The organism is Mesorhizobium sp. (assembly GCF_017306585.1).
GTDB lineage: Bacteria > Pseudomonadota > Alphaproteobacteria > Rhizobiales > Rhizobiaceae > Mesorhizobium.
This window is the reverse complement of the sequence record NZ_JAFKIC010000253.1, coordinates 1-16,266: the sequence shown is the minus strand read 5'-3', so window position 1 is coordinate 16,266 and position 16,266 is coordinate 1. Positions and strand designations below refer to the sequence as shown.

The 16,266-nt window shown below is 63.9% G+C and carries 18 protein-coding genes; 10 read left to right on the top strand and 8 right to left on the bottom strand.

Features of this window, described 5'->3' with window-relative positions; genetic code table 11:
* Window positions 1-600, top strand: a 600-nt coding sequence (locus J0I79_RS30280) for a hybrid sensor histidine kinase/response regulator (protein ID WP_292868199.1), incomplete at its 5' end; no start/stop codon positions are given.
* Between the two features lie 28 nt (window positions 601-628).
* Here J0I79_RS30280 and J0I79_RS30275 read toward each other — a convergent pair.
* The gene (locus tag J0I79_RS30275; RefSeq protein ID WP_292868196.1) at window positions 629-1,312 is read right to left on the bottom strand and encodes a response regulator transcription factor; all 684 of its coding nucleotides are present in this window, start codon (window positions 1,310-1,312) and stop codon (window positions 629-631) included.
* Window positions 1,313-1,525: 213 nt separating this feature from the next.
* Here J0I79_RS30275 and J0I79_RS30270 point away from each other — a divergent pair, with 213 nt between their 5' ends.
* From J0I79_RS30270 to J0I79_RS30250, 5 genes are all read left to right on the top strand, one after another.
* Window positions 1,526-2,224: a fumarylacetoacetate hydrolase family protein gene (locus J0I79_RS30270; protein WP_292868193.1), complete on the top strand. Its 699-nt coding sequence runs from the start codon at window positions 1,526-1,528 to the stop codon at window positions 2,222-2,224.
* An 11-nt stretch (window positions 2,225-2,235) separates the two neighbouring features.
* A complete protein-coding gene (gene maiA, locus J0I79_RS30265) occupies window positions 2,236-2,886 on the top strand; it encodes a maleylacetoacetate isomerase (protein ID WP_292868202.1) in 651 nt (216 codons plus the stop codon).
* Window positions 2,876-3,349, top strand: a complete 474-nt coding sequence (locus J0I79_RS30260) for a DUF4262 domain-containing protein (RefSeq protein WP_292868190.1) — start codon at window positions 2,876-2,878, stop codon at window positions 3,347-3,349. Before maiA ends, J0I79_RS30260 begins: the two co-directional genes overlap by 11 nt.
* Before the next feature lie 61 nt (window positions 3,350-3,410).
* Window positions 3,411-4,454 carry a zinc-dependent alcohol dehydrogenase family protein gene (locus tag J0I79_RS30255; protein ID WP_292868187.1) on the top strand — a complete coding sequence of 348 codons (1,044 nt, stop codon included), beginning with the start codon at window positions 3,411-3,413 and terminating at the stop codon, window positions 4,452-4,454.
* Between the two features lie 109 nt (window positions 4,455-4,563).
* Complete coding sequence (locus J0I79_RS30250) at window positions 4,564-5,145, top strand: hypothetical protein (protein ID WP_292868184.1); 582 nt, start codon at window positions 4,564-4,566, stop codon at window positions 5,143-5,145.
* 21 nt (window positions 5,146-5,166) lie between these two features.
* On the opposite strand, the gene J0I79_RS30245 is transcribed toward J0I79_RS30250, so the two are convergent.
* Window positions 5,167-6,030 (bottom strand): DMT family transporter, encoded by an 864-nt coding sequence (locus tag J0I79_RS30245; protein ID WP_292868181.1) that lies wholly within the window; start codon window positions 6,028-6,030, stop codon window positions 5,167-5,169.
* Window positions 6,031-6,134: 104 nt separating this feature from the next.
* On the opposite strand from J0I79_RS30245, the gene J0I79_RS30240 reads away from it, so the two are divergent.
* Window positions 6,135-7,538: a PLP-dependent aminotransferase family protein gene (locus tag J0I79_RS30240; RefSeq protein WP_292868178.1), complete on the top strand. Its 1,404-nt coding sequence runs from the start codon at window positions 6,135-6,137 to the stop codon at window positions 7,536-7,538.
* A 10-nt stretch (window positions 7,539-7,548) separates the two neighbouring features.
* Here the strand turns inward: J0I79_RS30240 and J0I79_RS30235 are convergent, their stop codons facing one another.
* Window positions 7,549-8,439, bottom strand: a complete 891-nt coding sequence (locus J0I79_RS30235; RefSeq protein WP_292868175.1) for a LysR family transcriptional regulator — start codon at window positions 8,437-8,439, stop codon at window positions 7,549-7,551.
* A gap of 129 nt (window positions 8,440-8,568) precedes the next feature.
* Between J0I79_RS30235 and J0I79_RS30230 the strand changes: the two genes are divergently transcribed.
* Both J0I79_RS30230 and cml read left to right on the top strand, forming a co-directional pair.
* Window positions 8,569-9,993, top strand: coding sequence for an MFS transporter (locus J0I79_RS30230; protein WP_292868172.1), 1,425 nt, complete (start codon window positions 8,569-8,571; stop codon window positions 9,991-9,993).
* 233 nt (window positions 9,994-10,226) lie between these two features.
* Window positions 10,227-11,414: a CmlA/FloR family chloramphenicol efflux MFS transporter gene (gene cml / locus J0I79_RS30225; RefSeq protein WP_292868169.1), complete on the top strand. Its 1,188-nt coding sequence runs from the start codon at window positions 10,227-10,229 to the stop codon at window positions 11,412-11,414.
* A 35-nt stretch (window positions 11,415-11,449) separates the two neighbouring features.
* Here cml and J0I79_RS30220 read toward each other — a convergent pair whose 3' ends face one another.
* From J0I79_RS30220 to J0I79_RS30210, 3 genes are all read right to left on the bottom strand, one after another.
* Window positions 11,450-11,947 carry a MaoC family dehydratase gene (locus J0I79_RS30220; RefSeq protein WP_292868166.1) on the bottom strand — a complete coding sequence of 166 codons (498 nt, stop codon included), beginning with the start codon at window positions 11,945-11,947 and terminating at the stop codon, window positions 11,450-11,452.
* Window positions 11,948-12,150: 203 nt separating this feature from the next.
* Entirely contained in the window at window positions 12,151-12,579 is a 429-nt protein-coding gene (locus J0I79_RS30215) for a phasin family protein (protein ID WP_292868163.1), read from the bottom strand.
* A 104-nt stretch (window positions 12,580-12,683) separates the two neighbouring features.
* Window positions 12,684-13,979, bottom strand: coding sequence for a DUF445 domain-containing protein (locus J0I79_RS30210; RefSeq protein ID WP_292868160.1), 1,296 nt, complete (start codon window positions 13,977-13,979; stop codon window positions 12,684-12,686).
* A 320-nt stretch (window positions 13,980-14,299) separates the two neighbouring features.
* On the opposite strand from J0I79_RS30210, the gene rirA reads away from it, so the two are divergent.
* Entirely contained in the window at window positions 14,300-14,761 is a 462-nt protein-coding gene (rirA, locus tag J0I79_RS30205) for an iron-responsive transcriptional regulator RirA (RefSeq protein ID WP_292868157.1), read from the top strand.
* A 121-nt stretch (window positions 14,762-14,882) separates the two neighbouring features.
* On the opposite strand, the gene J0I79_RS30200 is transcribed toward rirA, so the two are convergent.
* Both J0I79_RS30200 and J0I79_RS30195 read right to left on the bottom strand, forming a co-directional pair.
* Window positions 14,883-15,674 carry a heme ABC transporter ATP-binding protein gene (locus tag J0I79_RS30200; RefSeq protein ID WP_292868154.1) on the bottom strand — a complete coding sequence of 264 codons (792 nt, stop codon included), beginning with the start codon at window positions 15,672-15,674 and terminating at the stop codon, window positions 14,883-14,885.
* Window positions 15,675-15,697: 23 nt separating this feature from the next.
* A partial coding sequence (locus J0I79_RS30195; protein WP_292868151.1) for an iron ABC transporter permease occupies window positions 15,698-16,266 on the bottom strand: 569 nt, incomplete at its 5' end.

Genomic DNA, 16,266 nt, shown 5'->3' with positions numbered 1-16,266 from the left:
GAATTCCATCGCGGCACCTCGCCGGCGAGTGCCGAGCACGACAGCGGCGGCCTGGGGCTCGGGCTTGCTATCGTGCGGCGCATGGCCGGCGCGCTCGGTCACCCCGTGACGTTTTCATCCAAGGTCGGCCGCGGCACCATCTTCCATATCGATGTTCCCGTCGGCATCGGCGCGCCGGCCGACGCCATCGCCAGCGCCGCCAGCCTGGAGCGGCCTCGTGGCTACGGCCTGTTCGGCACCAAGGTGCTGCTGGTCGAGAATGACACGGACGTGCTGGAGGCAATGACCTTCCTGCTCGAGCGCTGGCAATGCCTGGTGCGGGCCGCCACTTCCACCGACGATGCGCTGGACATGCTGGGCGACACTGACTGGGTTCCGGACATCGTCATCGCCGACCAGCATCTCGACGGGGGCGATCTGGGCACCGCGACCATCGCCGAGGTGCGCGACTATCTCGGGCGCGCCGTGCCGGCGCTGATCGTCACCGCCGACAGTTCCGAAGCCGTTGCCAAGGCAGCGCGCGCCGGCGGCATCGAACTGATGCGCAAGCCGCTCAAGCCGGCGCAACTGCGGGCACTGCTGGCGCATTTGCTGGCTTAGATCAAAGCGCTCTCGGGCCGGGAGATCCTCAAAACCCCGCCTGATCGCGAAACAGTTCCGCACTGTCCAGCTTCGATACCTCGATCACCGCCTGGGTGCGGCTATACACATTGAGCTTGCGCAGTATCTCGGAGACGTGCGCCTTGACCGTGGTCTCTCCCACCTGCAGCTCATAGGCGATCTGCTTGTTGAGCAGGCCCTGCCGCAGCATCTGCAGGACCCGCAGTTGCTGCGGCGTCAATGTCGACAGGCGCTGCACCATGTCGGCTCGGTCGCTTCTGTCGGCGTCGCGCGGCTGGCCTTCATAGGTTTCGGGCACATAGATCGCGCCGTCCATAACTGAGCGTATCGCATTGGCGAGATCGCTCTTGCGCGCCGATTTCGGGATGAAGCCGGCCGCGCCGTAGGACAGCGCTTCGGAAATGATCTTCGGCTCCTCATAGCCCGAAACGATCACCACCGGCAGGCGCGGATAGCGGGTTCTGAGTTGAAGCAGGCCCTCGAAACCGTGCACGTCGGGCATGCTGAGATCGAGCAGCGCGAGGTCGAACGGCTTTGCGTCCGCCAGCAGATCCACCGCCTCGGTGATCGAACGCGCCTCGACCGTGTCGACCTCGGGATAGGCCATCTGCACGGCGCTGTGCAGCGCCTCGCGAAACAGCGGATGATCGTCGATGATCAGAAACCGGGCGCGATCCGTGGCTGGCGTCATGGCGTTCGTTCCAACCCCTGTTCTTCGATTTGCTTCGGGGTAGCGTAGCCCCGCGCCCATCACCGGATTATTGCCAAATAGTCTACCGCCGCCATCTGGATTCCTTATACGAGCTTTCGCAATTCCCCGCAGCGCGAAATGCGACGCCTTGCCCCCTCCGTGAAATCGGCCGAAAGTGCCTTGAGCATTCCGAAATCAACCGCAGAGCCCGCAATGACCGCCTTCGTGTTTCCCGTTCCGCCAACACCGTCTGTCGCCATAAGCGGGTCGGCCGAGCGTTTCCCGGTGCGGCGCATTTTTTGCGTCGGCCGCAACTATGCGGCGCACGCGCGTGAGTTCGGCAATGACGAACGCGACCCGCCCTTCTTCTTCACCAAGCCCGCCGACGCGGTGGCCGATTCCGGGGCGGAAATTCCCTACCCGCCGCTGACGGCCAATTTGCACCACGAGATCGAACTGGTGGCGGCAATCGGCCGGCCGGGTTTCCGCATTCCGCGCGACAAGGCGCTGGACCATGTCTGGGGCTATGGCGTCGGCATCGACCTCACCCGCCGCGATCTGCAGGACGAGGCCAAGAAGGCGGCGCGGCCCTGGGACTGGTCGAAAGCCTTCGACCGTTCGGCGCCCTGCGGCCCGCTGGTTCCCGCGCAGAAATCGGGTCATCCGTCAAAGGGCCGCATCTGGCTCGCCGTCGACGGCAAGGTCCGCCAGGATGCCGATCTCGCGGAGCTGATCTGGCCAATCGAAGACATCGTCTCAATCTGCAGCGAAGGCGTCGAACTGCAGGCCGGCGACTTGATTTTCACCGGCACGCCGGCAGGTGTCGGCGCAGTCAAGCCCGGCGAGACGATGACCGGAGGGGTCGACGGCATCGGCACGATCGAGATAACCATCGGCCAGGCGCAGCCATGAACGACAAAGCCATGAGCGATATCGTCCTGCACAATTACTATCGTTCCTCCACCTCATACCGGGCGCGGATCGCGCTGGAGATGAAGGGACTGAGCTACACCTATGTGCCGCATCACCTGCGCCATGGCGAGCATCTGGAACCGGCCTATCTCGCGGTCAATCCGCAGGGGCTGGTGCCTGCTCTGGTGCTGGACGACGGCACGCTGCTGACCCAGTCGCTGGCAATCATCGAATATCTCGACGAGACCACGCCGGAGCCGCCGCTGCTGCCGAAGGATCCGGCCGGCCGGGCCCGCGTCAGAATGCTGGCGCAGATGATCGCCTGCGACATCCACCCAGTGAACAATCTGCGCGTCCTGACCTCGCTGCGCACGCTGTTCGGCGCCGGTGACCAGGACATCACGAACTGGTTCCGCCACTGGGTGAACGAAGGCTTCCAGCCGCTTGAAAAGATTCTGGCTTCGTCGCCTCAGACGGGAACGTTCTGCCATGGCGAGGCGCCGGGGATGGCGGACATCTGCCTGGCCGCGCAGGTCACCAGCAACGCCCGCTTCGGTGTCGACCTGACGCCTTACCCGACGATTTCGCGCATCAACGCCGCCTGCATGGCATTACCGGCGTTTCGCAAGGCGGCGCCTGAGCATCAGATCGATGCCGAATAGAGAGGCCAAAGACGGGGAGGAAGCAAAGGCGCTCGCGGACATTGAGGAGTATGGCTGCCACATCCTATGTGTGCTGGCAGAGGAAGAGCTTCCGCCTTTCGCCTACTCCGTCGGGATAGAGCATAGTTGCAATGCCCCCGAAATGGTCATTGTCGGGCTCAAGCCCGGGCTTTCTCAAAGCATCATAAACGAGTATTGCCGGCGGGTGCGCAACGGTGAACAATTCAGCGTCGGGCAGCGCGTCTCAGGCTTCCTGGGCGGCGGCTTCGACTGCGTGATCGGCGCCGTCCATCCTGACCATTATCTTGAACATTTCGGTTGGGACATCTGGTTCTACGACGGTTCGGATTTCCGGGTTATACAACTGGTCTATCCGACAACATCCGGCATCTGGCCTTGGGATGCCGATGCCGGCGAGTGGTTCCGTAAGCGGCAAACGCTTCTCGACCAGCCACCGTCCTAGTATCGAACCGGTGTCCGCGCACCCATCGCGCCTTATGAGCTGAGACAATGAAAGCAAATCCATGAAAGCTGTCGTCTTCGAAAAATTCGGCGAGACGCCCACCATCCAAACCGTTGCCGATCCGAAACCGGCGCCCGAGGGCGTGGTCATCAAGGTCGAGGCCACCGGGCTTTGCCGCAGCGACTGGCATGGCTGGATGGGCCATGACGACGATATCCGCCTGCCGCACGTGCCGGGGCATGAACTGGCCGGCGTCGTCGTCGCCGCCGGCAAGCGCGTGACGCGCTGGAAGGCGGGCGATCGCGTCACCGTTCCCTTTGTCGGCGGATGCGGCCATTGCTTCGAGTGCACCTCCGGCAACCATCAGGTCTGCGAGCACCAGTTCCAGCCGGGCTTCACCGCGTGGGGTTCGTTCGCCGAATATGTCGCCATCGACTTCGCCGACACCAATCTCGTGCGCCTGCCCGAGGAAATGGAATTCGCCACCGCCGCCAGCCTTGGCTGCCGTTTCGTCACCTCATTCCGCGCCATAGTCGATCAAGGTCGGGTGAAACCCGGAGAATGGGTTGCCGTGCATGGCTGCGGCGGCGTCGGCCTGTCGGCGATCATGATCGCCAGCGCCATGGGCGCCAATGTCATCGCCATCGACCTCACCGACGAGAAGCTGGAGTTTGCCAGGAAAATCGGCGCGGTGGCGACCATCAACGCCTCGAACACTCAAAATGTCGTCAAGGCAGTCAAGCAGATCACTGACGGCGGCGCGCATATGTCGATGGACGCGCTCGGCCATCCGACAACCTGTTTCAACTCGATCTCCAACCTGCGCCGGCGCGGCCGCCATGTGCAGGTCGGCCTGATGCTCGGCGATCACGCCAGGGCTGCCGTCCCCATGAGCAAGGTCATCGCCTTCGAACTCGAAATCCTCGGCAGCCACGGCATGCAGGCCTTCCGCTACCAGGCGATGATGGACATGATCCGCACCGGCAAGCTCAAACCCGAGCTTCTGGTTGGCAAGAAGATAAGCCTCGACGAGGCGCCCGCTGCCCTGATGGCCATGGGCGGTTTCGAAGGCATTGGCATTGGGGTTGTGACGAAGTTTGGATAGCTTTCCGGCAAGAATCCACAACTAGCCCAATGCTCATCACAATCTCAAGTTGATAAACCTGAGACACACGCATAGATTGATGCCATCCGTCTTTGCGCCAAGGTGGGAAATGAGACTTTTTCTGCTCTGCCTTCTGCTGCTGTGGCCTACATTCAGGGCCGCGGCCCAAGACAGTGGAGTCGCGAACAGGGCCCAAACGCCAGAACAGGCCGCTTCGACTTCCGCAGAAACAGAAACAACTCAAGAATCCACTCTGCGGTTTGAAGATTTCCCGGCGAAGGTTTTTCAGCGAAAGCCCGCAAGGAATATCCAAGTTCATCCGAAGGATGCCTGGGCGCGGGCAGTAGAGCCCCACATTCGCGAAGCGATGAAGCGTGGCGCCGATTTCGGCGGTCACTTTTCCGTTGTGTTGGTCAATTGCGGCAACGCTTGCATTGCCGCGCGCATGGTTGATTTGCGCACAGGTCAACTCTTTTGGATTCCAGGAGGCTATCAGCTCAATTTGGAATACTATTTGGAGAGCCGGCTGATGAGAGTTGCCTGGGCGGAACCTACCGAAAATCCAGTTTGCGTGCGCCAGGATTTTGAGTGGACGGGTCGCAAATTCGTCAAGCGCTACGAGGATCGCGAAGACGTCACCGATACCACCGAATGCTCTGGTTTGGCGTATATAGGCAAGCCGCCTCAGTAAGCATCGCAAACAGGAGCGGACCTACCGCGCGAACTTCTTCGCCCCAAACACACACGCCACCACGCCGAGGGTGACCACCACCATCAGCGGGCTTACCTTTTCGTGTAGCAGCGTCGCCGCCAGGGCCAGACCGAAGAAGGGCTGCAGCAATTGCAACTGGCCGACGGCCGCAATGCCCCCCTGCGCGAGGCCCCGGTACCAGAAAATGAAACCGATCAGCATGCTGAACAGCGAGACGTAACCGAGGCCGATCCACGCGCCCGAACCGATGCCGGCGAAGGATTGCGGCAACGTCGCGAAGGTCAACGCCAGCATGACCGGCAGCGACAATGCGAGCGCCCAGCAGATCACCTGCCAGCCGCCGAGCCTGCGCGACAGCGCGGCGCCCTCCGCATAGCCCAGTCCGCAGACGATGATGGCGCCGAGCATCAGGCCATCCCCGAGCGGTGACGCGGTCACGCCTTGCGACAGGGCAAAACCGGCGACAAGCGCGCTGCCGATGCAGGAGAACAGCCAGAAGGCGGGCCTCGGCCGGTCGCCGCCGCGCAGCACGCCGAAGATCGCGGTCGCCAGCGGCAGCAGGCCGACGAAGATGATGGAATGGGCAGTGGTGACGTGCTTCAGCGCCAGAGCCGTCAGCAGCGGGAAGCCGACCACGACACCGAGAGCGACCACGACCAGCGAGACCAGATCCCCGCGCTCAGGGCGCTTCTGGCGGAACACCAGCAGCATCGCGATCCCGAGCAGGCCGGCGATCGCCGCGCGGGCAGCGGTCAGGAATGTCGGATCGAAATCCGCCACCGCCAGATGCGTCGCTGGCAGCGAGCCGCTGAAGATCAGCACGCCGATAAATCCGTTCATCCAACCGCTCGAGGTCTTGTCCATTGCAGGCTCCATTCTTTCGTCCTCTATCGCTTGACGGATGTGGCGCGGCCAGAGACAATAGGGTACAATTTCGCAAAACTGTAATGGCCAGATGAGCAGTACAGATGGCGGACACGATGCTCGAAATCGATGGCGACCAGACTCTGGTGGAAGGCGTCATGGCGGCTGTCCGCCAGCGGATATCAGCGCGAAGCCTGACGCCGGGCGCCCGGCTGCCCTCGATCCGCGCCTTCGCCAAGACCATGCAGGTGTCGAAATCCACCATCGTCGAAGCCTATGAGCGCCTGGCCGCCGAAGGGGCTATCCGGTCCCGGCCCGGCTCCGGCTTCTATGCCGCCGGCTCGCTGGCGCCGCTGTCCCTGGCTGAAATCGGCCCCCGGCTCGACCGCGCCGTCGATCCGCTATGGGTCTCGCGCCAGTCGCTCGATGCCGGCGACGAGGTCCTGAAGCCAGGCTGCGGCTGGCTGCCGGCCTCCTGGATGCCCCAAGACGGGTTGCGCCGCGCCCTGCGCACGGTGGCGCGGGCCGACGATATCGCGCTTGCCGACTACGGCACGCCGCTTGGCCTGCCGGCTTTGCGGCAGCTGCTGGCGCGGCGCATGGCCGGACATGGCATCGAGGTTTCGCCCGAGCAGATCATGCTGACGGAATCAGGCACGCAGGCCATCGATATGTTGTGCCGGTTCCTGATCGAACCCGGCGATACGGTGCTGGTCGACGACCCCTGCTATTTCAATTTTCACGCGCTGCTGCGTGCCCACCGCGCCAAGGTGGTCAGCGTTCCCTACACCCCGTCCGGACCTGATATCGAGTTGTTCGCCAAGACGCTCGCCGAGCACCGGCCGCGCCTCTACATCACCAATTCCGGCATCCACAACCCGACCGGCGCCATCCTGTCGCCGGTCACGGCGCACCGGTTGCTGAAGCTCGCCGACCAGTCGGACCTGACCATCGTCGAGGACGACATCTTCGCCGACTTCGAACACACCCCCGCGCCAAGGCTCGCGGCCTTCGATGGCCTGAGCCGGGTTGTCCAGATCGGCAGCTTCTCGAAAACCCTGTCGGCATCGGTCCGTTGCGGCTTCATTGCCGCGCCCCGCGACTGGATCGAAGGGCTGACCGATCTCAAGATCGCCACCACCTTCGGCGGCGGCAGGCTGGCGGCCGAACTGGTGCTGGCCTTGCTGAAGGACGGCAGCTACCGCAAGCACATGGATTTGCTGCGCACGAAGCTCGCGCGCGCCATGGTCGAGACCGGCGCCCGCCTCAGGGCCATCGGCATCACCCCCTGGATCGAACAGCCAGCCGGACTGTTCCTGTGGTGCAGCCTGCCGGATGGTGTCGATGCGGCCGAAGTCGCCCGCCGCGCCTTGGCGGACAACATCGTGCTGGCGCCCGGCAATGTGTTCAGCCTGTCCCGCACGGCAAGCCGCTTCCTGCGCTTCAACGTCGCCCAGTGCGAAGACGAGCGGATTTTCAAGGTAATCGAGGCTGCGATGGCGCGTTGATCGCGTCCCGTCATCTGTTCGCGCACACCTCACGAACGCAGTCGCGCAGCCAGCGCTGCGCCGGATCGGCATCGAGACGCGGATGCCAGAGCATGGAAATGGTGACGTCCATCGTGTCGACCGGCAGCGGGAAACTGTGCATGCCGGCGCGCGCGCCGGCCGTATGCCGCCCGGGCACGCTGGCGATCAGGTCCGAGGCGCGCGCCATGGCAAGCGCCGCCGAGAATCCCGAAACCATGCACACGACCGTGCGCCGCAAGCCAAGCCCGCTCAGCGCCTCGTCGATCGGCCCGCGCTCGCGGCCGCGACGCGAAACACTGATGTGGCGGCCAGCCGCATAACGTTCCGCGCTCACCATGCCTTCGCTCAGGGCATGGCCTGACCGCACCACGCCGACAAAGCGGTCGCGAAACAGCGCCTGTATCAGCACTTCCGGTCCGGTTTCACCGGCGACGCCGATTTCCAGATCAATCGCCGCGTCGCGCAGCGACATCGCATCCTTGTCGGATTTCGGCGCGAAACGCAGCCGCACATCGGGCGCATCGGCCCCGACGCGGGCGACCAGGCGTGGCCCGAACTCCTCGACGAAACCCTCATTGGTGCGCAGCGTGAAAACCTGGTCGAGACGGGAAAGATCAAGCAGCTCTGCCGGGCGCAGCAGCGTCTCCGCCTCGTGGACGGCACGGCCGACCTGTCGCCGCAATTCCTGTGCGCGTGGCGTCGGCACAAGTCCGCGCCCGGCGCGCACCAGCAAAGGGTCGCCCGTTGCCTCGCGCAGCCGCGCCAGCGTCCGGCTCATTGCCGAGGGGCTGAGCCGCAAACGACGTGCTGCGCGTGCCACGCTGCCTTCCGCGAGCAGGGCATCGAGGGCGAAGAGCAGATTGAGATCGGGCGGCGTCATCGGCGAACCATAACATGATATGACGCTTGGTGCACGAATATGATGCAAATGCTGCGCCTTCCGCTATATCAGGCAAGAGCCTAGATCTCCCGCAGCTCCGATCCGGAGCACCAGAACAAGGAGATCGCCATGGCAGTCGCCGAGCAGAGCCGGGACGCACCGATACCGGCCAATAGCCAATCCACCGGCTGGGCGCTGGCAAGCCTGTCGCTCGCCACGCTGCTGTCATCGCTCGGGACCAGCATCGCCAGCGTCGGGCTGCCCTCGCTGATGGAGGCATTCGCGGCTTCGTTCCAGGCCGTGCAATGGGTCGTCCTCGCCTATCTTCTCGCCATCACCACGCTGGTCGTCAGCGCCGGGCGGCTGGCCGACATGTTCGGGCGCCGGTCGCTGCTGCTTGGCGGTATCGCCCTGTTCACGCTGGCATCGGCGCTGTGTGGAACGGCACCCACGCTCTGGCTGCTGATCGCCGCACGCGCCGTGCAGGGGTTGGGCGCGGCGCTGATGATGGCGCTGACGCTGGCCTTCGTTGCCGAGACGGTGAGCAAGGAAAGGACCGGCCGCGCCATGGGCCTGCTCGGCGCCATGTCCTCCATCGGCACGACACTCGGGCCTTCGCTTGGCGGCCTGCTGATCGCCGGCCTTGGCTGGCGGGCAATTTTCCTGGTCAATGTCCCGCTCGGCCTCCTGACTTTCGCCGTCGCCTGGAGCGCCCTGCCGGTCGCCGACAAGGCCACGCAGCCTGTCCAGGGCAAGTTCGACACGGCAGGCACTGTCCTGCTGGCCCTGACGCTCGCCGCCTATGCGCTGGCGATGACACTCAGCCGAGGCGATTTTGGTGTGCTCAACATCAGCCTGCTGGCCCTGACCGCCGCCGGCGCGGTCTTGTTCATCCTGGCGCAAAAAAGCGCGAAGAACCCTCTGGTCCGGATCGCCAGCGTCCGCCATCCACGGCTCGGCGCCAGTCTGGCCATGAGCCTCATCGTCGCCACGGTAATGATGGCAACTCTCGTGGTGGCTCCGTTCTATCTCTCGCGCGGGCTTGGGCTCGATGCCGCAATGGCCGGCGTGGTGCTGACAACAGGGCCATTTGTCTCGACCCTGTCGGCGCTTGTGGCCGGACGGCTTTCCGACCGGTTCGGGGCAAGCAGGATGATGGTCGCCGGCCTCACCAGCCTGGCCGGCGGCACCTTCCTTCTCTCGCTCGCCATGACCAAACTCGGCATAGCCAGTTACGTCATTCCGATCACCGTCACCTGCTTCGGCTACGCCCTGTTCCAGACCTCCAACAACGCAGCCGTCATGAGCGGGGTTGGCGCGGGTGAACGTGGTGTGATTTCGGGCCTGCTCAACCTGTCGCGCAATCTTGGCCTCGTCACCGGCGCATCCCTTATGGGCGCCATATTCGCCGCGGCATCGGCGGGAACACTGACTTCGACAGCGGCCGCGCGAGGCATGCAGGTCACCTTCGAGGTCGCTACGGTACTCGCGCTGGTCGCGCTGCTGCTGGCGCTGGTCCAACTGCGCCTTGCCCGTTCCGCAAAGGCTGAATGAACCGTTTCATTGCGGCACGAAGGTTGCCGATCCGATCCCCGGCTGGTACTGGACGGCCTGCGGGCCGGCGCCCGCGTCAAAATCACGGGGCAGCGTTATGGGAACCACCAAATCAGCAGACAAGTAAGCCGCGACGACATCTCGTTGTCGCGGCCTTCTGCCCCGTAAAAATCAGACCATCGCTGAAACGGCAGATCGCCGCCAAATCTCATCATTTGTGCGGATGCTCAATCATGCCTTCTCAAAACCGGCCCATATGGGCCTATTCCCTGCCGTCGGCGCTGCTGCTGATGGCGCCTTTCGACATACTGGCCTCGCTGGCCATGGACATCTACCTGCCTGTCGTTCCCGAAATGCCGGGGGCGCTCGGCACATCGGCTTCCGTCATCCAGCTGACGCTGAGCCTTTACATGATCACCCTTGGTCTCGGCCAGGTCGTGTTCGGGCCGATCTCCGACCGGATCGGCCGGCGCCCGGTGCTGATCGGCGGCGGGCTGTTGTTCGCGGCCGCTTCCATGGCGCTTGCCGATACATCAATCGCCACGGCCTTTGTCGTCCTGCGCGTCGCGCAGGCCATGGGCGCGTCCGCTGTGCTGGTGGCAACCTTCGCCACGGTCCGCGATGTCTACGCCGAGCGCCCGGAGGGCACTGTCATCTATGGCCTGTTCAGCTCCATGCTGGCCTTCGTGCCCGCATTGGGGCCGGTCGCCGGCGCCCTTATCGCCGGGGGTTTCGGCTGGCGTTCGATCTTCGTCACGCTCTGCATTCTGGCCATGATGGCCACGCTCAATGCGTGGCTGCGATGGCATGAGACGCGGCCTTTGAACAGCTCCGGGCCGTGGCCTGTTTTCGGCCCGGTCCTGAGCAGTTTCGCCTTCTGGACCTATACGCTCGGCTTCGCCGCCGCCATGGGCACCTTTTTCGTGTTCTTCTCGACAGCGCCACGCGTGCTCATCGGTCGCGCCGGCTTCACTCCGACAGGGTTCAGCCTTGCCTTTGCGACCGTGGCGCTGGTGATGATCGCAACGACCCGTCTCGCAAGGCCCTTCATCGCACGCTGGGGCACGGCCGGCAGCCTCGCCCGAGGCATGGCGATGTTGCTGCTCGGCGCGGCGATGCTGGCGGTTGCGCAACTGTTCGCCGCACCGTCCTTCGCCACCTTCGTCCTGCCGATGTGGGTGATGGCGGTAGGCATCGTCCTTGCCGGATCGGTCACCGCCAACGGCGCGCTCGAAGCCTTCGGCGACATGGCCGGAACGGCGGTCGCGCTCTATTTCTGCGTCCAAAGCCTGATCGTCGGGATTGCCGGCACGGCCTTCGTCGTCCTGCTGGATGGCGACACGGCGTGGCCGCTGGCCGGCTTTGCCACGGTCCTGGCGGCGACAACCCTATGTGCGTTGAGGCGCTTGCCGCGCCGATAACGAGCCATCCGAAAAGGGGCTTGAGCGAGCGCCGCTCAGGCCCCTGCCCGCTTGCGGCGCTCATAGAGCATGACCAGCGTTTCGGCCGTCAATGCCGGTTTCTCGTCGCCCTCGATCTCGACCGTATTGGCGGCCTTCATGAGATACTGGCCGGGCCCTCTGTCCTCCATGGAAAGCAGCGTCGTGCGCAGCCGGATGCGCGCGCCGACCTTGACCGGCGCCAGGAACCGCACCTTGTCGAAACCATAGTTGAATGCGGCCTGCGTATTCTCGGGCACGATACCCATGTCGAGTGCCAGTGCGCCGATGATCGACAGCGTCAGATAACCATGCGCGATCGTTGTGCGGAACGGGCTTTGCCGCCGCGCCCGCTCTGGATCGACATGAATCCATTGATGGTCGCCGGTGCATTCGGCAAACTGGTTGATGCGGTTCTGGTCGACCGTGGTCCATTCCGACACGCCGAGCTCTTGCCCGGACATCGTCCTCAACTGCTCATAGGTTGGCGGCGTTTTAGGCCGTGCTTCGTTCATTCCTGCTTTCCCGATCGCTTGCAGCGCCTCCGGACCACGAACGGACGGCCTCTGTCAATTCACTCCGCCCGAATCTGTTCCGCCAAATTCCGGCTCGACCGTGCCATGCCACTCATCGTGTGGCACGGATGCGACTATGCGCAACCGCCGCAATGCCGGACCGGCGCCCGCTGTGAAAAGGCCTGAAAGGTGGCCGCCGGAAGCTATTTCTTCTCGTAGCCGGCGCGGATTTCTTCCATGGCCTCCTTGATGCGCGCACGCAATATCTCGATCGATTCGGTGCCGGATTTCCGTGCCAGTTCTGCCACTTCACCGGCATTTTTGAGCGCCACCTCGAAGGATTTCCTGGCGAACTCCGTCTGCCTGGCCATAAGCTCCTGTGGATTGCCGGGCGCCCGGTAACCCTGCGCGATGTCGGCAACCTCGCGCAGCGTGTCCTGCAGCATTTCGCGTTGCCTCGACAACAGCGAGGTCGCGCCGGCGGCGCCTGCCCGCGCGGATTTCTCCAACGCTTCGAGATTCTTGCGATGGTGGGCAAGGATCGCCTCGACATCGACATTGGGCACCTTCAGGTCGCGGCCGAACCTGCCGAACATGTCCATAAAGGAATCGGATTCCGGTTGCTTTGCCATGATGTGTCTCCCCTTCTGCCGCAGGATGCGGATGCCCTCGGGGAGAAGATAGCACTCGGGTGTTGCCTGTCCAATTCGAACGCAGACCTAACGGGCAACCGTTATCAATTGATCGGGAGCAGCAATTCGATCGTATGCAGCACGAGCCCCGCCAACCCGCCGATGATCATGCCGTTGAACCTGATATATTGCAGGTCCTTGCCGATGTTCATCTCGATCAGCCGCGTCAGTTGCGCGAGATCCCAGCGCTTCACCTGATCGGCGATGAATTTCGACACGCCGCTCTTCTGGCTCTCGACGAAGGAAGCCAGCGCCACCACGAAGCCCTGGTTCATGTCGGCCCGGATTTGCGCATCGCCGGCAAGATGGCGCCCGACTTCGACGAACATGTTGGTCAGATGTTCGCGGATCACCGAATTCGGCGCCTTGGCGTCCTGCTCGATGAACAGGCTGAGGCTTTCCCACATGTCGCCGGCCAGCGCCCGCACCTCCGGCCTGGCGAGGAAATCGTGCTTCATCTTCTCGGCACGCCTTGCATATTGCTTCGACGTGCGCAGCCTCTCGACGAAACCCTGCGCGAAACGGTCGAACTCCGCGCGCATCGGATGGTCCGGATCGGCACGCACCTCGTCGAGCAGCGACCCGGCCGAGGCGACGATCTTCTTCAGGAGATAGGCGTCGGCCCTGAACAGGTTGAACAGCGACGGCAATTCCTCGCGGATCTTGTCACGCATCGTCGCCAGCGCCTGTTCGTCGTTGAGGAAACGGCCAATCACCTTGATGAACTCGTCGAACAGCCTCTGGTGGCGGCGATCGTCGGTGAGCGCCGACAGCAGCTCGGCGGCAAGCGGGGCCAGCGGCACCTTCTCGATCTGCTCGAGCATGCGGCTGGTGACGAAGCCCCGCAGGCCGGATTGCTCGACGGCGGCAAGCGTCTGCGGCACCAGCCGCACCACAAAGCGTGACAGGCCGGCTGACCGCTCGGCATCGGTGAGCCAATCGGCGACGAGCGCGGAAAAATCGACCTCGGCCAGTTTTTCACGCACCGGTTCGGGCGCCAGGAAATTGACCTCGATGAAGCGGCCGAGATTGTCTGCGATGCGGTTCTGGTTTTCCGGGATGATGGCGGTGTGCGGGATCGGCAGGCCCAGCGGCCGCCGGAACAGCGCCACCACCGCATACCAGTCGGCGAGGCCGCCGATCGTCGCCGCCTCGGCGAAGGCCGCGACGAAACCCAGCCACGGATAAGCGCTCTCGAACGACTTGGCCAAGGCAAACACCAGCACGCAAAGCGCCAGCGCTGCGGTCGCGATGAATTTGGTCCGGCGCAGTGCGGAAAGCTTGGCGTCGGCGTCGGCATCGAAACCGAAAGTCGCCAGCGGCTGGGCCGATTGTGACATGGATGAAATGCTCCTCGTCAATCCCTGATCGACCACGGGTCGATCTCTGGTCGACTATGGGTCGATCTTCGAGCCTATCTAGTGCTTCGGCCGCCCGAATGCCCGCGACAACCGACTCTCCCAGCATTTCGTGCGGTTGCGCACATAAAGTTGACGAGAATATTCATCTATTGCGCGAAGCTAGTCTGGAATTATTCCAAGGTATAGGCCATATTCGGCCGAGGCCAGTGTGGCGACTCCGGAATTCCGGATAAGAGCCGCGCCAGCAAAGTTCAAGAATCTGGCGTGGTTGCACCGCACCAGCGCCTAGCGAGGACAAAATGCGGCTTACGCGCCAAACCAATTATGCCATGCGCATCCTGATGTATTGTGCCGCCAACAATGACCGGTTGAGCCGCATCCCCGAAATCGCGACCGCCTATTCGGTGTCGGAACTGTTCCTGTTCAAGATCCTGCAGCCGTTGGTCGAGAACGGCCTGGTCGAAACCGTGCGCGGCAGGAATGGCGGCGTCCGGCTCGGCCGCGCCGCCGAAGCCATCAGCCTGTTCGATGTCGTGCGCGTCACCGAGGAAAGCTTCGCCATGGCCGAATGCTTCGAGAACGATGCCGCCGAATGCCCGCTGGTCGACAGCTGCGCGCTGAACTCGGCGCTGCGCGAGGCGCTCAACGCCTTCTTCGCCGTGCTTGCCCGCTACACCATTGCCGACCTCGTGGCGGCACGGCCGAATGTGCGCAATCTGCTCGGCATCGACATGCTGGAGCGCCGCGCCCCAGCCGCCTGAGCTTTTTCTTCTCCCCGTTCAACGGGGAGAAATGCCCGGCAGGGCAATGAGGGGCAGCGCCGACTTGGGCAAGCGGCGCGCCGTCGCCGAAAGCGCAGCGCCGGCCGGCCTCAGCGGAATATCAACCGACCGAGGACTGAGGCAGCACGAACGGCATGTTGCCGGCCGGCAGAACGCCGACCCTGAGCCGGCAATCGAATACTTTTTCGATCAGATCGTCGCTAAGCACGTCTTGCGGAGCCCCGGTTGCCGCCAGCCTGCCGCGATGCATGACAAAGATCCGGTCGGCATACATGGCCGTCAGATTGAGGTCGTGCAGGATCGCGACAACGCCCCCGCCCCTTCTGGCGAAGTCGCGGGCGATGTTCATGATGATCAGCTGGTGCTTGATGTCGAGGCTGGAAACCGGCTCGTCGAGGAACAGGTAGCGCGGCTTGCCGTCCAGCACCGGCGCCCAGACCTGGCACAGCACGCGGGCAAGCTGGACGCGCTGCTGCTCGCCGCCCGACAGCTCCTGATAGAATCGCCCTGCAAAGCCGTCGAGATCGACACGCGCCAGCGCCCGCTCCGGCAGCCGCGAATCCTCGCCCGGCAACACACCCGAGCGGCCGCCGACAAGGCCGAGCTTGACCACTTCACGCACGGTGAATGGAAAAGACAGCACTGTCGCCTGTGGCAGCACGGCCCGATGGACGGCGACCTCGGCTGGCTTCATGGCGCGGAGGTCGCGACCGTTGAGGGAAACTATCCCGGTATAGACGAGTTCGCCCGACAGCGCCTTGAGGAAGGTTGTCTTCCCCGAGCCGTTGGGGCCGACAATGGCCGCGATTTCACCGGGCCGCGCCTCGAAACCGACACCGGAGACGATACGCTTGCCCGCGATCGCCACCGCAACATCCCTCGCCTCGATCATCCCAGCCTCACCGGTACAAAGTCTCACAAATCGATCACGCCGCGCTTGCGCAGCAATATCCACAGGAAGAACGGCGCGCCGGCAATGGCCGTGACGATGCCGATCGGCAGTTCGGCCGGCGCCACGATGGTTCGCGCGACGGCGTCCGCCAGCAGCAGCAGCGAAGCGCCGAGCAGCGCGGAGGCCGGCAGCAGATAGCGGTTGTCGGGACCGATCAGCAGGCGCAGCAGATGCGGCACGACGATGCCGACGAAGCCGATGCCGCCGCTGACGGCGACAGAGGCGCCGACCGCCGCCGAAACGCCGATGATGGCGGTGTATTTCAGCCGCTGCACCGGAATTCCGAGATGCCCGGCTGTCGCCTCGCCCAGCGCCAGCGCGTTGAGGCCCCGCGCCAGGAATGGCATCGCCGCCAGCGAAAGGGCGATGATCGGCCCGACGGAACCGATCTTCTGCCATGTCGCGCCCGCCAGCGAGCCGAGCTGCCAGAAGGTCAGATCGCGCAACTGCCGGTCATCGGCCATGAAGATCAGGATGCCGGTCAGCGCCATGGCAAGGGCAGCCATGGCGAGGCCGGCGAGCAGCATGGTGG

Excerpts from the sequence above, each read along its gene's own strand:
- J0I79_RS30210 (WP_292868160.1), bottom strand. The coding sequence starts at position 13,979 with ATGTCACAATCGGCCCAGCCGCTGGCGACTTTCGGTTTCGATGCCGAC.
- J0I79_RS30200 (WP_292868154.1), bottom strand. The coding sequence starts at position 15,674 with ATGATCGAGGCGAGGGATGTTGCGGTGGCGATCGCGGGCAAGCGTATC.
- J0I79_RS30275 (WP_292868196.1), bottom strand. The coding sequence starts at position 1,312 with ATGACGCCAGCCACGGATCGCGCCCGGTTTCTGATCATCGACGATCAT.
- J0I79_RS30245 (WP_292868181.1), bottom strand. The coding sequence starts at position 6,030 with ATGGACAAGACCTCGAGCGGTTGGATGAACGGATTTATCGGCGTGCTG.
- cml (WP_292868169.1), top strand. The coding sequence starts at position 10,227 with ATGCCTTCTCAAAACCGGCCCATATGGGCCTATTCCCTGCCGTCGGCG.
- J0I79_RS30260 (WP_292868190.1), top strand. The coding sequence starts at position 2,876 with ATGCCGAATAGAGAGGCCAAAGACGGGGAGGAAGCAAAGGCGCTCGCG.
- J0I79_RS30250 (WP_292868184.1), top strand. The coding sequence starts at position 4,564 with ATGAGACTTTTTCTGCTCTGCCTTCTGCTGCTGTGGCCTACATTCAGG.
- J0I79_RS30220 (WP_292868166.1), bottom strand. The coding sequence starts at position 11,947 with ATGAACGAAGCACGGCCTAAAACGCCGCCAACCTATGAGCAGTTGAGG.
- J0I79_RS30215 (WP_292868163.1), bottom strand. The coding sequence starts at position 12,579 with ATGGCAAAGCAACCGGAATCCGATTCCTTTATGGACATGTTCGGCAGG.
- J0I79_RS30240 (WP_292868178.1), top strand. The coding sequence starts at position 6,135 with ATGGCGGACACGATGCTCGAAATCGATGGCGACCAGACTCTGGTGGAA.
- J0I79_RS30230 (WP_292868172.1), top strand. The coding sequence starts at position 8,569 with ATGGCAGTCGCCGAGCAGAGCCGGGACGCACCGATACCGGCCAATAGC.
- J0I79_RS30270 (WP_292868193.1), top strand. The coding sequence starts at position 1,526 with ATGACCGCCTTCGTGTTTCCCGTTCCGCCAACACCGTCTGTCGCCATA.
- J0I79_RS30235 (WP_292868175.1), bottom strand. The coding sequence starts at position 8,439 with ATGACGCCGCCCGATCTCAATCTGCTCTTCGCCCTCGATGCCCTGCTC.
- J0I79_RS30255 (WP_292868187.1), top strand. The coding sequence starts at position 3,411 with ATGAAAGCTGTCGTCTTCGAAAAATTCGGCGAGACGCCCACCATCCAA.
- maiA (WP_292868202.1), top strand. The coding sequence starts at position 2,236 with ATGAGCGATATCGTCCTGCACAATTACTATCGTTCCTCCACCTCATAC.
- rirA (WP_292868157.1), top strand. The coding sequence starts at position 14,300 with ATGCGGCTTACGCGCCAAACCAATTATGCCATGCGCATCCTGATGTAT.